Origin of the sequence: Acinetobacter ursingii DSM 16037 = CIP 107286 (assembly GCF_000368825.1) — a bacterium.
GTDB classification, from domain to species: domain Bacteria; phylum Pseudomonadota; class Gammaproteobacteria; order Pseudomonadales; family Moraxellaceae; genus Acinetobacter; species Acinetobacter ursingii.
Genome location: NZ_KB849717.1, coordinates 728,792 through 743,984, shown reverse-complemented (window position 1 = coordinate 743,984; position 15,193 = coordinate 728,792). Strand labels below are relative to the sequence as shown.

The window sequence follows — 15,193 nt, the reverse complement described above, 5'->3', positions numbered from 1 at the left end:
ATTCTGAAAATTGTTCTTAATGAGGATTTTTTGTTATGCGCATTATTTTACTCGGACCACCTGGAGCAGGTAAAGGTACTCAGGCTCAGTTGATCTGTAAGCGCTACGATATCCCACAAATTTCAACCGGTGATATGCTCCGTGCTGCAATTCGTGAAGGTACTGAACTCGGCCTTAAAGCTAAAAGTGTAATGGAATCTGGTGGTTTAGTATCAGATGAATTAATTATTGGCTTAGTAAAAGAGCGCATTGCACAACCTGATTGTGCGAATGGCTGTATCTTTGATGGTTTCCCGCGCACTATTCCACAGGCAGAAGCTTTGGAAAGTGCAGGCATTACCATTGATCATGTGATTGAAATTGCGGTACCTGATGAAGAGATTGTAAAACGTTTATCTGGACGTCGTCAGCATCCTGCATCTGGTCGTGTTTATCATATTGAATATAATCCACCAAAAGTGGACGGTAAAGATGACGTGACAGGTGAAGATTTAGTTCAACGTGCGGATGATCAGGAAGAAACCATTCGTAAACGTTTGGCTGATTATCATACTTTGACTGAGCTGTTGGTTGGTTTTTACGAAGAGCGTGCAGCTTCAGGCGAAAATGCACCGACTTATGACAAGCTCGATGGTTTACGTAAAATCGAAGACGTACAACAAGATTTGTTTGCAATTTTAGACCAAACAAAATAAGTCTGATTATTCGTTTTGAAAGAGCTCTGTTATGATAGGGCTCTTTTTGTTTTTTAGGTCGATAATTTTGAAAATCGCTTTAGCACTTTTGGTGATTTTAAGCTTAATTGGACTCAGTTATTTAGTCTATATCAGCTATAAAATGCTGCGTCGTGTCCAACAGCAGGAAGCACAGGAAAAATTACCAAGTCAGTCTGTGCAAAAAGATCATTTGCGATCCCCTCAAAACAAACAAACCAAATAAGTCTTATGACTTCATAGCACTGTTTTTAGCGGCACCAAATTCAAACCGCTCAGGCCAGTTGCAGACATCTGACACCACACACTCATTACATTTAGGCTTACGAGCTATACAGCAATAACGACCGTGTAAGATTAACCAATGATGCGCATCGACTATAAATTCTTTAGGAATCACCTTAATCAATCGATGCTCTACTTCAAGTACATTTTTTCCAATGGCCAAACCAGTGCGATTGCCAACGCGAAAGATGTGGGTATCAACTGCCATTGTAGGCTGACCAAAAGCTGTATTTAAGACGACATTTGCGGTTTTACGTCCAACACCAGGTAGTGCTTCTAATTCAGCTCGTGTTTGAGGAACTTCGCCTTGATGTTTTTCTAGTAAAATTTGACAGGTCTTAATCACATTTTCAGCTTTGGCATTATATAAACCAATGGTTTTAATATAGTGCTTCAGCCCATCAATCCCTAATGCATAAATTTGTGCAGGGGTATTGGCAACAGGATAGAGTTTATCGGTGGCTTTATTAACACTAACATCTGTCGCTTGCGCCGAGAGCATCACTGCGATGAGCAATTCAAAAGGGGAAGAATAGTTTAGCTCCGTTTGCGGATGTGGTCGTTGCTCACGTAGACGCTCAAAAAAAGTTTGAATCTGCTTTTTTGTCATGTTCTTCACTGGCATTTAAAGCTCCTGAATTTCATCTAAGCGTTGTTGCAATTGATCCAATTGCTGCTGTTTTACTGGATCTGGGCGGACACTGAGTTGTTTTTCCAGCTTTTTGATTTGAGTGCGTAGTTTTGCCAGTTCGATCGTGGTTTTGGCATCTAATGTAGTGGGTATTTTTGCCTGATCTTCAATTAATTTAATCACAGGTACTTCTTCAACAGCACTGGAAAACTGAGCAAAAAGTTCAGTATCAATTTCAGCACGAACAATAGGTCCTTTACGGGTTAAACGTTGGTGCTCTTCGCGTTGAATATGTGCATAGTATCGTTGTCGTAGATCGTTTTGCTCTTGTTGTCTCTGGATATCTGTTAATAAGGGCTGAGTATCTTCAACCAGATCGATACAATCAACTGGGCACGGTGGAATACAGAGTTCGCAACCTGTACATAAGTCACTGAGGACACTATGCATGAGTTTTCCACTGCCAATGATCGCATCTACAGGGCAGGCATTAATACATTTGGTGCAGCCGATACATTCATCTTCACGAATAATCGCTTTCATGCGTTGCGGACGTCCGTCTGCCTGAATGGGCCAGACACTGGCTTCTGCTTGCAATCGAGGGCGTTTTAGTCGCATCGCAAGCGCATCTGCGACAGGCTGTCCGCCTGGAATACATTTATTGGCATCTTCACCTTCTACAATGGACTTTGCATAAGGTAAACATCCATCACGATGTCCGCATAAACCACACTGGGTTTGGGGCAAAAGGGCATCGACTTCGCGGATTAGCGTAATAGCAGCATTCATGGATTTGGCAAACTAAAGAAAAAGATAAAATAGACGCAGTAAATGTGGCGTACAAACCAGCGCAATATTTTAGCATGAAATATGGGTGAGTATATTGATCTATTTTAGTGCCATAAATGCACTAAAATAATTCAAATTTATTTTGGATTGATCTGGCTTAAAGTTTAATTCCAACCATAATGCTTTGAATTAAAATATTTTAATAATTTATAAAATAAAGATTGAGATTATTTTATAAACATTATTTAATCAGTTGCTCTAAAATTTATCATCTTTTGAGAAATTTGCACAATATTGAATCATTTATTACTGAGGATGAAGCGTTGAAATATACTAGCCTTAACGACTTCCTGAACGCCGTAAAAGTACGGGATCCACACCAACCAGAATTCTTGCAAGCTGTAGAAGAAGTCATGATGAGTGTGTGGCCATTTATTGAAAAAAATCCAGAATATGCAAATTATGCTTTGTTAGAACGTTTAATTGAGCCTGAACGTGCCATCCAGTTTCGTGTAGCTTGGATGGATGATCAGGGACAAACGCAAGTTAACCGTGCTTTTCGTGTGCAATATAATTCTGCGATTGGGCCTTTTAAAGGCGGTATGCGTTTTCATCCTTCGGTGAATTTATCTATCTTAAAATTTTTGGGTTTTGAGCAGACATTCAAAAATGCATTAACCACACTTCCAATGGGAGGCGGCAAAGGCGGTTCAGATTTTGATCCTAAAGGAAAATCTGAAGGTGAAATTATGCGTTTTTGTCAGGCACTCATGATTGAGCTTTATCGTCATTTGGGGTCAGATACCGATATCCCTGCGGGTGATATTGGGGTAGGTGGCCGTGAAGTCGGCTATATGGCAGGCATGATGAAAAAGCTGAGTAATAACACCTCATCTGTATTTACAGGCAAAGGTGTTTCTTTTGGCGGAAGTTTGATGCGTCCTGAAGCAACAGGTTATGGCACGGTCTATTTTGCAGAAGAAATGTTAAAAACTCAGGGCACACATTTTCAGGGTAAAACGGTTGCGATTTCAGGATCTGGTAATGTTGCGCAGTTCGCTGCCGAAAAAGCCATGTTCTTAGGGGCAAAAGTAGTGACGTTGTCTGATTCTAACGGCACAGTTTATCTAAAAAATGGCTTTAATGATGAGTTACTTGCTGAAGTCATGCAACTCAAAAATATAAAGCGTGGTCGTATTTCTGAGTTCGCGTCTAAACATGGTTTTGAATATTTTGAAGGAAAAACACCGTGGCATATTCCAGTCGATATTGCTTTGCCATGTGCCACTCAAAATGAATTAAATGCTGAGGATGCCGTGACTCTCATTCAAAATGGGGTTATCTGTGTGGCAGAAGGCGCAAATATGCCTTCAACACTGGGAGCTGTGGAAAAATTTATCCAAGCTAAAATTTTATATGCCCCGGGTAAGGCCTCAAATGCGGGTGGCGTTGCAACCTCAGGCTTAGAGATGTCGCAAAATGCGATTCGTTTATCGTGGTCACATGCTGAAGTTGATGAGCGTTTACATCTGATCATGAAAGATATTCATGCCAACTGTGTCAAGTATGGAACCAGAGAAGATGGTTCAGTGAATTATGTGGATGGCGCCAACATTGCAGGTTTTGTAAAAGTGGCGGATGCCATGCTGGCACAAGGTGTCTTTTAAAATGATCCATATATTTTAAATGAAAAATCCGATGCAAAGTGAAGTGCATCGGATTTTTTGAATCCGTTAAGGATTTATGGTTTCTTTACGATTTCTTGTTCCACTGTCATATCATGCACATAAGCATATTTTGACTGATCAGCCGCAGGGTTTTTGCGTTCGTAACGTTTAACACGAATAATCACACGTTGATCATCACGGTGCTGGTAGCCTTCGATCTGATCATAAAATAAAGTCCAGTCTTTATCGACTTGAGTTTTAATGCCTTTATTGTCGTATTTAATTTCACGAACCTGTAAGCAGGTTTGTGGGCCTACGCCAGTACATTGTTTGGTTTCTGGAGAAATTTCCAAGAAAATAATTTCACCTTGAGATTGATATTTAGTCTCAGGCGTCATGCTGCCTTCAAACTCATATTTCTGACCATTCGATGCAATAATGGTTAAGCGTGGCTGTTCAACCGATGCAGTATTGAGTTCAAATTTATTCTGTTGATCGTTAAATAAGTTGCTTGAGAATTGCTCATTCTTCATCAGTGCAGGTTCACAGGCTTTCATGGTTGAAACAAGCGAGGACGTGATCAATTGGTGATTTTCGACTTTCCAAGAGCCACCTTGATTATTACAGCCTGTAATAATATTCAGACGATTTTCTGAGAAATTTAACTGAATTGGGCGAGGCGTATCTTCAGGCTGATAGCTCCAAGTATAAGCACTCAAAATTTTATTTGCGTTCATTTGTTTTTCTGCATTCACAGTGACAGGAGCAGAGTTCTGATGTACAGATTGGCATGCCACAATTGAAAAAGGTAAAAGAGCAAGGATTAAGTATTTGATTTTCATGCAAGTGTACAATATTTACTTTAACAGATTGTATGTTAATGGATTATTGGGGAAATAAAATAAGGACAATGAAGGCTTTCAGTTTCAGATTGTATCTATTTTGCAACAATGACTACACCAAGTATCCTGTCAAATTCATCAAGATTTAAGAAAGAGGACTGAGTTCTATTCGTCAAAGTTAGTCAAACCGATAAATATCCATGCCTAGCGCACCCATAGAAAAACTACTATGAACGATTGAAAAACGATTGCCTGTTCCCATCGCAAAAAATAATGGAGCAAAATGTTCCAGAGTGGGATGGTTACGTTCAACATATGGAATATCTGGCCAATTCAGCACAGCATCATAATCTTGATGAGTCAGTTTATTGACCACATAATTACGAAAAGAGGAAGCCCATTCGGGAACATGTTGAGCATTTCCATCCCATGATAATTCTGCCAAATTATGGGTGATGCTGCCTGAACCAATTAAGAGAATTTGGCGTTCGCGTAACGGAGCAAGGACTTTGCCAATTTGATAAATTTCATCTGCATTCATGTTCATCGGCAATGAAATTTCAATCACAGCAATATCTGCATCTGGATACATATGCAATAACGGCATCCAGACTCCATGATCACGTGGTCGAGTACTATTGGCATGAGCAGGAATATGCTGTTCTGCCAGTAATTTCAAGATTTCTTCAGCCAGTTCTGGTTGACCTGGCGCGGGATAGTGAATTTGATAGAGTTCTTTGGGAAAGCCACGAAAATCATGCCATGTTTGTGGACGCGTTGAAGTACTGATTTCCAGAGACTGACTTTCCCAGTGTGCAGACATGATGATAATCGCCTGAGGTTTAGGTAAATTAAAACTCAAACGGTGTAAAGCTGGCCCGACTTGTTCAGGATCCAGTGCAAGCATAGGTGAACCATGAGAGATAAATAGCCCGGGGAGTGTTTGTAAATTCATGCTGTTTACCTCATACAAATATCAATTTATCTTGCCAAACATATAACGTTTTAGTTTGATAATTTTGTCTCAAACGATGCATCAAGCGCGATGATAAGGATGATTGTGGTTGATGCTCATGGCTCGATACAATTGCTCAATCAATAAAATCCGAACCAAAGGGTGTGGCATGGTGAGTTTAGATAAAGACCAATGCCAAGCAGCAGCTTGACGGACTTGATCAGATAATCCATCTGGACCACCAATGGCTAAAGCTACATCATTGCCTTCCAGCATCCATGACTTCATCGTCTCTGCAAGTTTTTCTGTGCTTAGCTCCCGTCCGCCAACTTCCAGTGCAATTAGAGTTTCATTCGGTTTGAGTGAATTCAGAATACTTTCACCTTCAATTTGGCAATATTTTAAAATATCGGCTTCTGAATCATTTTTTCCACGTTTCGCCATTGGGAGCTCAATCACTTGAGTCTGCACAAAAGGTTGGATACGTTTGAAATAATCTTCAAAACCCGTGAGTACCCAAGCTGGCATTTTCTGACCAATCGTGAGGATGCGAATTTTCATAATATGGCTCGATGCACAATGCGAACAAATCTAAGTATAACGAGGATCTTAGCGGGCTTCATGTCGATTGTGATTGTATCTATTTGAATGATTAAGCCTTAGACAAAAAAACTAAGTACATTAAAAAAACGCAGCCCACAAAAAGCGTGAAGGGGCTGCGGTTAAAAGGTCATCTGTCTGGAGAATCAGATGACCAGACTAAATTCAACAAGTGAAAATGATGAATTGTTACTTTTATTATGGGGTTAATTGATCAATTTTCAACCTAATAAATGTAAAAAAGAGAGCCTGAGCTCTCTTTTTGATTGACATAGTATGAGATTAATGACGTGCAGCTTTTGACTCTTCAACTGGTTTTACGATCGGCGTTTTTGCCAATGGTTTAGGTTGTTCAGTTAAAGCCAGCGGCAAAATCTCATCGATGCTTTTCACGGCTTTAATTTCCAGACCTTCTTTGACATTATCTGGAATTTCAGCCAGATCACGGACATTATCTTGCGGGATAAACACCAGTTTGATACCACCACGGTGTGCTGCCAAAAGTTTTTCTTTCAAGCCACCAATACGCAGTGCATTACCACGTAAAGAGGTTTCACCTGTCATAGCAATATCAGCGCGGATTGGAATTCCCGTAAATGCTGAAACCAGTGCAGTCGTTAGGGCTAAACCAGCAGATGGACCATCTTTTGGTGTTGCTCCTTCTGGTAAGTGAACATGAACATCAGTTTCTTCAAAGCGTGAAGCTTCGATTCCCAGTTCATCTGCACGGGTACGAACCACGGTCATCGCAGCGGTAATCGATTCTTTCATTACATCACCAAGCGAACCTGTAGTAATGAATTTACCTTTACCTTTAACTGCTGCCACTTCAATGGTCAATAACTCGCCACCGACCGAAGTCCATGCCAAACCATTGACGCGACCGACTTGAGCTTCATCTTCAGCCATGCCGTAGTCAAATTTATGCGCACCTAAGTAATCTGGCAGATTTTCACCAGTGACATCGATGTGCAAGTTTTTCGACTTCTTGCTCACCGCTTCTTTCACCACTTTACGTGCAATTTTAGAAACTTCACGCTCTAAACTACGCACACCCGCTTCACGTGTGTAGCGACGAACGATGTCTCGAATTGCTTCTTCATGAACGGTCAATTCGCTGCTACGTAAGCCATTGTCTTTAATTGCTTTTGGAACGAGGTAACGTTCAGCAATATTGACTTTCTCTTCTTCGGTATAACCCGGTAAGCGAATGACTTCCATACGATCCAGCAGCGCTTCTGGAATATTCATGCTGTTAGCTGTACAGATAAACATCACTTCTGATAAGTCCAAATCAAGATCAAGATAGTGATCGTTAAACTTGCTGTTTTGTGATGGATCCAGAACTTCGAGCAGGGCAGAAGCAGGATCACCACGATAATCCTGTGCCATCTTATCAATTTCGTCGAGCAAGAATAATGGATTCTTCACGCCGACTTTAGTCAATGACTGCACAATTTTACCCGGCATCGCACCAATATAAGTACGACGGTGACCACGAATCTCAGCTTCGTCACGCACACCACCCAAGGCCATACGCACAAACTCGCGACCTGTAGCTTTTGCGATAGACTCGCCCAGTGAGGTTTTACCTACACCTGGAGGACCAACTAAACACAAAATTGGACCACGAAGTTTTTTCACACGCGATTGCACAGCAAGATATTCCACAATACGATCTTTGACATCATCTAAACCATAATGATCTGTATCCAGTATTTCCTGTGCTTTTTTCAGGTTAATACTGACTTTGCTAGCAGTATTCCATGGGGTATCCAGAATCACTTCAAGATAATTACGCACCACAGCCGCTTCGCTCGAAGCAGGTTGCATTGCTTTTAACTTGCGAAACTCCGCTTCGGCTTTTTTACGAACATGCTCAGGTAAATCTGCTTCAACCAGACGTTTTTCAATTTCAGCAACGTCATCTTCAGCACCGCCATTCATATCGGAAAGCTCACGCTGAATCACTTTCATTTTTTCATTGAGAAAGTATTCGCGCTGATTTTTTTCCATTTGGCGTTTTACATTGTCATGTAAGGTTTGCTCGATTTGTTGTTCAGCAGATTGTTGAGTTAAATAGGTTGTTAGCTCTTGCAAATGTGCTTCAAACTCATCATGTTCCAGAAATTTCTGTTTTACATCGATATTTAAAGGCACACGAGTCGCGACAAAAAACATGAGTTGTAATAAGTCGTCGATTTTATTTGCAGCCGTCACCAGTTCACGGGCATTACGTAATTTTGCTTCTGCGTATTGAGCAAATAAAGTACGTAACTCCTGCAAACGAGTTTCCTGATCTTGTTTGTCCATATTAACCGTCATCGGACTTAATTGATGTTCGGCCGTTAGATGGCTATCTTCATCAATAATTTTGGTTAATTTTGAACGGTAAAGACCTTCGATTAAGACCTTAATACAGTTTTCATCATTTTCGTGATTCACAACTTGCACAATCTTCGCGACAGTACCGTATTGATAAAGGTTGTCGTGATCAATTTCTTCAGTAAGAGAATCTTTTTGTGCAACTACAAATACTAAATTGTCACTGTTACGAGCCACATCCACTGCATTGATCGATTTTTCACGACCCACGAATAGCGCAATTTGCATGTGTGGATAAACCACAACATCACGCAACGCTAAAAGCGGTAATACACTTGGAACCTGAGGCTCTAAGGTTTCTACATTCATAATATTTTCAGACATGGGCACTCCTAATGAGTGACAACGATGTTGCCATGTTTTTTATAGTGATGTGTATTTTAAAAATTACAAGGGCATTCATATAGAAAATGCAAAAAAATAAGCAAATCAGTCGGAATTAGTATACTGAAAGGTTTAACGCTTAAAACGATAGATACCATGAGGTGTGAGGAGTGCATCCAACGGCTGATCCCATGCTTGACGGGGCAAGGTTTGATCAAGCAATTGGAACGTGTGAGCCAAACCTAAACGGAATGGTTGATGTGGGGCTATTGCCAATGTGCGGTCATAAAAACCACCGCCCATTCCCATTCGGGTTCCATGATGATCACAGGCCACTAAAGGCATCACCAATAAATCAAGATGAGACACAGAATAACCACGACTTGCCATGGGTTCTTTCATGCCTAAAGGATGATGAGAAAAACGCTGATTATGATATTGATTGCGACTCACTTTTACCCAGACCAATTTATTATTCATATTACAGATCATGGGTAAATAAACTTGTTTTTTTAATTTATAACACTCTTCAATTAAAAGTTGGGTGTGAACTTCGCCAAAAGCATGTAGGTAAAGACCGATTTTTTGATGACGAGTCATTATTAAAAATTTTCTAAAAAAGAATAATGCCGCCGAAGCTGAGTTCTTTTGTTGAAATTTGTTTAGCTGTTTGCGCTTCCGAGCTAAAGTTTTACGAAGATTTTTCATATTTTTTACAAAATGCCAACTCTCTAACAAATAAACACACAAAATTAAAAGAATATCTCACATGAATTTTATCAAAAAAATAATTTAATTAACCTAATAAATTAAGTCTAAATACAAAATTTAATAGAAAATCCACACTTCCTATTAATTATATTAAATTATATATAGGGATTAAAAATAAAAACTTAACAATATATTTGATTTGAATCAAGTTTATTATTTTTAGTGTGATGTACTTATCATTATTTTAGTTGTAGACTTTAGCCAAAATCAAAAAATCCTATAACTTACTTTACTGGCGGTAACAAATAATGAACAAAGCATACAGAGTCATATGGAACGCTTCTTTGGGAGCTTGGGTTGCGGTTTCTGAGTTAGCTAAATCCAAAGGCAAATCGAAAACTGTAAAAAAAATAGCAGGAAGTGTAGCGGTTGCAACTGCTGCGATTATTACAGTTTCAGCTCATTCACAGGATATCAATGAAGATTTAAATGTCGCAGGTAAAATAACAGCTACCGGCACGATTACTGGTTCGGATGTGACTACCGATAGTGGCGCCTCTCTCAATGATTTGAATAGTAAAGTTAATAATACAACTACAGGTTTGGCCAGCAAAGCTTCGCAAACTGATTTAGATAATCTGACAACAACAGTAAATGGAAAAGCCTCTCAAAATGATTTTAATAACTTGAATAATCAAGTAAATAACGCAACTACAGGATTAGCTACTAAAGCCTCCAAGGCAGAAGTAACAGCTGCAAAGACGGAAGTTGTGCAAGGCAAAAATATTAATGTAACTTCAACTACTGGAAGTAATGGACAAACCGTTTATACCGTTAAAACTGCGGATGATGTGAATTTCAATACGCTCACCACCACAGGTAATACAAGCATTGGTGGAGCACTGACGGTAACAGGCAATGCCAACTTAAATAATGGTGCCAATTTAAATAATAAGAAAATCACTGGACTTGCCAATGGTACTGCTGATAGTGATGCGGTCAACTATGGTCAGATTAAAAATCTGGTGATTGGGAATAATTATGATGGTATTCAGTATTTTAGAACAAAATCAACCAAAGCTGATGCGAGTGCTTTAGGTGAGGACTCTACCGCAATTGGACCTTTAGCAACTGCAAATGGTCATAATTCAATAGCGGTTGGCAATACATCGCAAGCCAATGGTCTTGGTAGTATTAGCGTTGGTCAAAAATCGATTGCCTATCAGGAAAATAACGTCGCGATTGGTAAAGAATCTGCTGCCTTAGGAAAATACAGTACCGCCATTGGTGCAAGTACTGGTCAGCCTAGAACGCCAGTGTTAACTAACGATAGTAATAATAATAATCAACTCACTGCTATTGATGGTATTCCTGTGACTGCGACGGGTTCAACGCCAGATACCATTACCGAAATTAATGGTACTGCTGTAACACCTGATCAAAGAAATGCTTTTATTGCACTACTGAGTAGTGGTGCCAATCTGGCAGGTGGAGAAGCCAGTCTTGCACTCGGAACCTCGAATCTTGCAACTGGAAATTCCAGTGTCGCTCTGGGTTCAATGAATAGTTCAAGTGCGACTTCGAGTGTCGCTTTAGGTTCTAATAATAATGCAAATGGTAGTTCCAGTATCGCAATTGGGGATCGTAATAGTGCGTCAGCGAGTAATGCGGTAGCCATCGGCACTCAGGCTTCTTCCTCTCGCTCCAATACGATTGCAATTGGTAAAGGTGCAATTGCAGACACCAGTTCTGGGATTGCCATTGGTGAAAATGCAGGCGTAGGATCATCACAAGGTTCAACCACTGACCGTGTAGAACATATCGCGATTGGTAAAAATTCAGGACAAAATGTCGTTGGTAATCAAAACATTGCCATTGGCAGTGGCGCAGGTTCTAATTTATCTCCAGATAACAATTCTAGTTCGGATAGTAATATTGCCATAGGGATTGCAGCGGGAAGTGGCATTAATGGCGATGATAATATTTCCATTGGACGCAATAGTAATACAAATGGAGGAGCCATTACACGTTCAGTGACACTAGGCTCAGAAACCAAAAGCTCTAGCCAGTCTGTTGTAGTTGGAAACTCGTCTAAAGTCACTTCGGGAACCGATGCAACCATTGTGGGATACAATGCTCAAGTCACGGGCACAGGGTATTGCACTCGGTGCCAATACCCAAGCAGCTGCCAATAACATTGCGTTGGGTATAAATAGTGATGCTAGTACTAATTCGACGACGAAAGCCTATTTAGTCTCTGATACGATTCCAGATGTTGCGACGGTTGGTTACAGTGTTGTTTCGGTTGGGAACGGAACAACGACTCGAAGAATTACCAATGTTGCGCCAGGGGGAAATCCAACAGACGCTGTGAATGTGAGCCAATTGACTCAATTACATAATGACGTTTCTTCTATATTGGGTTTGACAGGTTCCACCGATGGGAAATTTGGTGAAATTGATATTAATGGTAAAACTTACGGAAGTATTGTCGCGGCAATTGCTGCTAGTGGTGGCGGTGGCGGACCTTTACCTACTGATTATTATGTCACTTACACGAACTCAAGTCAGAATGAAATTAATCTAGGTCCGAATGGCGGAAAAGGAACAACCATCAACAATGTTGCGACAGCGACCAATGATGATCAAGCCGTTAATTTAGGACAGGTCAAAGCGCTTGCGAAAGATGCCACAGTCAAATATGTGTCCATCAATAGCACTGATGGAGCGAATAAGTTAAGTGACCAAGCGATTGCAAATAATTCAGTGGCTATTGGTCCAAGTACTGGGACTACGGCTGTTGCAGAAAATAGTATTGCCTTAGGTTCAAACGTTCGTACTGAGGCTTTAAATGGTATTGCAATTGGTAATAGTGGAACTCGAGCGAAAGGTGAAAGTTCGATTGCTATCGGTAAAGAAAATACTACGGCAGATATTAACAATATCGCTTTAGGAACTTTAGTCAGTACCAAAGGTATCGATAGTATTGGGATCGGTAAAAATGTTCAGACTGATGCGACGAGCAGTACAACAAATTACGCTATTGCCATTGGTAGTGATGCAGAAGTACAAAATTCAGACCAAGCGATCGTAATTGGTCGAAAGGCGATTGTAAGTCAGGACAATGGCGTTGCAATTGGTAATGAAGCATTGACTCAGGGTGAACAAGGTATTTCTATCGGAAGACAAGCCACCTCATCCGCTGAAAATACCACAGCGATCGGGAATAAAGCATCATCATCGGGACAAAGTGCAAATGCAATAGGTGACAATGCAAAAGCTCAGGCAAAAGATGCAAATGCAATGGGTACAGCGGCAAATGCCTCTGCGCTCAATGCTCTGGCTTTAGGCACTGGAGCTTCTGCTTCATCAGAAAATAGTACCGCAATTGGTAATCAGGCTCGGGCTTCTGCAAGTGATGCAGTGGCACTGGGTAATGGTGCTGTTTCTCAAGCTCAACAGGCAATTGCCATTGGAAAAACAGCAACCGCATATGCAAAAAATGCAATTGCTACAGGTACAAATGCAAATGCTTATGCAGAAAATTCAATTGCATTAGGTAGTAATACAACGGTTAATAATAATCATACCAATGCTGTAGCCTTAGGAAGTAATTCGGTATCAGGTGATTATAACCAAACGACGAAAAGCACCATTAATGGTCGGGATTATAACTATGCAGGTTCTGGTGCAGGTTTATCTACTGTCAGTGTTGGAACAAAGGATAATGAAAGACAAATTATCAATGTTGCTGCTGGTCGTGTGACTGCTACAAGTACTGATGCTGTTAACGGTAGTCAACTCTTTGCAGTACAGGAAGAGGTACAAAAACCACTTAGCTTTGCTGGTGATAGTGGTACAAAAGTTGATCGTAAGTTGGGTGATCAGCTTAAAGTTACGGGTGGTGCAAGTGGTACATTAACCGAGGGTAATATTGGTGTGGTCGCCAATGGCTCCGATACTTTGCAGTTAAAACTGGCGAAAGATGTGAATTTAACCAATGCGGGTAGTTTAACGGTTGGAACTACTAAATTAACAGATGGAAAAGTGGAAATAAAAGATGCTTCCAATAATAGCAATGTGAGTACATCGACCAATACTGTAATGACAGCAGGTGCGAGCAGTAATACGATCGATGCAAATAGCATTACATTAAAGAATGCTGCCAATAATGTCGTGCTTAGTGGGTCAACAGGAACTTTAACTGGGTTAACCAATAAAACTTTAACTGTATCTGGATTTGCAACGCAAGGACGAGCAGCGACAGAAGAGCAGTTAAAGCTGGTGAATGATACAGCCAATAAAGGTTGGAACATCACGACCAATAAAGATACAGCCAACAAGTCTAATGTAGCGCCAGACGCAACAGTAGATTTCTCCAATAGTGATAAAAATATTACAGTCAGCCATTCAGGTACAAATGTTGATCTAAAACTGGCCGAAGTGGTGAATATTGGGGGGCAGTCTGGAGGCGCCACTATTAGTGTCAATGGTAAAAATGGAACCATTACTGGTTTAACCAATAAAACCTTTGATCCAAATAATTACACAACTGGACGGGCAGCTACGGAAGATCAACTTGCGACACCACTTACCTTCACAGGGGATAACGCGGGTGTAAATGTTCAACGTAAATTGGGTCAGCAGCTCAGTATTGTTGGTGGTGAATCTGTCGCAACAAATTTAACCGATAATAATATTGGTGTCGTTGCAGATAGCACCAACAACAAACTGACGGTCAAACTTTCTAAAGACATCAAACTTAATAGTGTAAATGCCGCGGGTACAGTGATTGATAGCAAGGGATTAACGTTTGTTAATTCAAGTGGTGGGGCTATTCCAAATTCACCAAGTATCAGCGCGACAGGTATCAATGCGGGAACCAATAAGATTACCAATGTTGGCGCTGGAGCAATCACTGATACTTCAATGGATGCTGTAAATGGTAGTCAGATCAAAGGAATTATAGATAAAGGCTTTACCGTCAGTTCAAATGGAAATACAGCCGCTAAGGATACGATTGCCTTAGGTGAAAATGTTGATTTCAGTGCAACTGATACTAATATTAAAGTGACCAATACTGGAAATAATCAAATTACGTTTGGTCTGGAGCCTGTGGTTAAAGTCGGGCCTGCGACTGGAGGAAGTCCTGTTACGATTAATGGCAACACCGGTCAAATTACAGGCTTAACCAATAAAACCACGACAAGTTCGGACTTTGCAACCGTAGGTCGTGCAGCGACAGAAGAACAATTAAAGACGATCCAGACAGGTTTAACTGATTCAGGTTT

General features: G+C 40.5%; 12 protein-coding genes. 5 read left to right on the top strand and 7 right to left on the bottom strand.

Annotated features, from left to right (window positions below):
• The first annotated feature begins 35 nt into the window (after positions 1 to 35).
• Positions 36 to 695 carry an adenylate kinase gene (gene adk / locus F944_RS11025; RefSeq protein ID WP_004990496.1) on the top strand — a complete coding sequence of 220 codons (660 nt, stop codon included), beginning with the start codon at positions 36 to 38 and terminating at the stop codon, positions 693 to 695.
• Positions 696 to 762: 67 nt separating this feature from the next.
• Positions 763 to 939: a hypothetical protein gene (locus F944_RS11020; RefSeq protein WP_010588665.1), complete on the top strand. Its 177-nt coding sequence runs from the start codon at positions 763 to 765 to the stop codon at positions 937 to 939.
• Between the two features lie 3 nt (positions 940 to 942).
• Here F944_RS11020 and nth read toward each other — a convergent pair whose 3' ends face one another.
• Together nth and F944_RS11010 are read right to left on the bottom strand one after the other, a co-directional pair.
• Positions 943 to 1,623: an endonuclease III gene (gene nth / locus F944_RS11015; RefSeq protein ID WP_004990491.1), complete on the bottom strand. Its 681-nt coding sequence runs from the start codon at positions 1,621 to 1,623 to the stop codon at positions 943 to 945.
• On the bottom strand, positions 1,624 to 2,418 hold the full coding sequence (locus F944_RS11010) for an RnfABCDGE type electron transport complex subunit B (RefSeq protein WP_004990488.1): 795 nt from the start codon (positions 2,416 to 2,418) through the stop codon (positions 1,624 to 1,626).
• A 263-nt stretch (positions 2,419 to 2,681) separates the two neighbouring features.
• Here F944_RS11010 and gdhA point away from each other — a divergent pair, with 263 nt between their 5' ends.
• Positions 2,682 to 4,085: an NADP-specific glutamate dehydrogenase gene (gene gdhA, locus F944_RS11005; protein WP_227613859.1), complete on the top strand. Its 1,404-nt coding sequence runs from the start codon at positions 2,682 to 2,684 to the stop codon at positions 4,083 to 4,085.
• Between the two features lie 74 nt (positions 4,086 to 4,159).
• On the opposite strand, the gene F944_RS11000 is transcribed toward gdhA, so the two are convergent.
• The 5 genes from F944_RS11000 to F944_RS10980 form a co-directional block, all read right to left on the bottom strand.
• Positions 4,160 to 4,927: an META and DUF4377 domain-containing protein gene (locus F944_RS11000; RefSeq protein WP_004990485.1), complete on the bottom strand. Its 768-nt coding sequence runs from the start codon at positions 4,925 to 4,927 to the stop codon at positions 4,160 to 4,162.
• A gap of 178 nt (positions 4,928 to 5,105) precedes the next feature.
• Positions 5,106 to 5,882 carry a dioxygenase family protein gene (locus tag F944_RS10995; RefSeq protein ID WP_004990484.1) on the bottom strand — a complete coding sequence of 259 codons (777 nt, stop codon included), beginning with the start codon at positions 5,880 to 5,882 and terminating at the stop codon, positions 5,106 to 5,108.
• An 81-nt stretch (positions 5,883 to 5,963) separates the two neighbouring features.
• Positions 5,964 to 6,443, bottom strand: coding sequence for a 23S rRNA (pseudouridine(1915)-N(3))-methyltransferase RlmH (gene rlmH / locus F944_RS10990; RefSeq protein ID WP_004990481.1), 480 nt, complete (start codon positions 6,441 to 6,443; stop codon positions 5,964 to 5,966).
• Positions 6,444 to 6,764: 321 nt separating this feature from the next.
• Complete coding sequence (gene lon, locus F944_RS10985; protein WP_004990479.1) at positions 6,765 to 9,191, bottom strand: endopeptidase La; 2,427 nt, start codon at positions 9,189 to 9,191, stop codon at positions 6,765 to 6,767.
• A gap of 132 nt (positions 9,192 to 9,323) precedes the next feature.
• On the bottom strand, positions 9,324 to 9,899 hold the full coding sequence (locus F944_RS10980; RefSeq protein ID WP_010588663.1) for a 5-formyltetrahydrofolate cyclo-ligase: 576 nt from the start codon (positions 9,897 to 9,899) through the stop codon (positions 9,324 to 9,326).
• A 311-nt stretch (positions 9,900 to 10,210) separates the two neighbouring features.
• Between F944_RS10980 and F944_RS10975 the strand changes: the two genes are divergently transcribed.
• Together F944_RS10975 and F944_RS17300 are read left to right on the top strand one after the other, a co-directional pair.
• On the top strand, positions 10,211 to 12,097 hold the full coding sequence (locus F944_RS10975; RefSeq protein ID WP_004990476.1) for an ESPR-type extended signal peptide-containing protein: 1,887 nt from the start codon (positions 10,211 to 10,213) through the stop codon (positions 12,095 to 12,097).
• Positions 12,036 to 15,193 (top strand): beta strand repeat-containing protein (locus tag F944_RS17300; protein ID WP_004990474.1); only part of this gene is annotated, 3,158 nt, incomplete at its 3' end. The genes F944_RS10975 and F944_RS17300, both read left to right, overlap by 62 nt.

Excerpts from the sequence above, each read along its gene's own strand:
- adk (WP_004990496.1), top strand. The coding sequence starts at position 36 with ATGCGCATTATTTTACTCGGACCACCTGGAGCAGGTAAAGGTACTCAG.
- nth (WP_004990491.1), bottom strand. The coding sequence starts at position 1,623 with ATGCCAGTGAAGAACATGACAAAAAAGCAGATTCAAACTTTTTTTGAG.
- F944_RS11010 (WP_004990488.1), bottom strand. The coding sequence starts at position 2,418 with ATGAATGCTGCTATTACGCTAATCCGCGAAGTCGATGCCCTTTTGCCC.
- F944_RS11000 (WP_004990485.1), bottom strand. The coding sequence starts at position 4,927 with ATGAAAATCAAATACTTAATCCTTGCTCTTTTACCTTTTTCAATTGTG.
- F944_RS10995 (WP_004990484.1), bottom strand. The coding sequence starts at position 5,882 with ATGAATTTACAAACACTCCCCGGGCTATTTATCTCTCATGGTTCACCT.
- rlmH (WP_004990481.1), bottom strand. The coding sequence starts at position 6,443 with ATGAAAATTCGCATCCTCACGATTGGTCAGAAAATGCCAGCTTGGGTA.
- lon (WP_004990479.1), bottom strand. The coding sequence starts at position 9,191 with ATGTCTGAAAATATTATGAATGTAGAAACCTTAGAGCCTCAGGTTCCA.
- F944_RS10980 (WP_010588663.1), bottom strand. The coding sequence starts at position 9,899 with ATGAAAAATCTTCGTAAAACTTTAGCTCGGAAGCGCAAACAGCTAAAC.
- F944_RS10975 (WP_004990476.1), top strand. The coding sequence starts at position 10,211 with ATGAACAAAGCATACAGAGTCATATGGAACGCTTCTTTGGGAGCTTGG.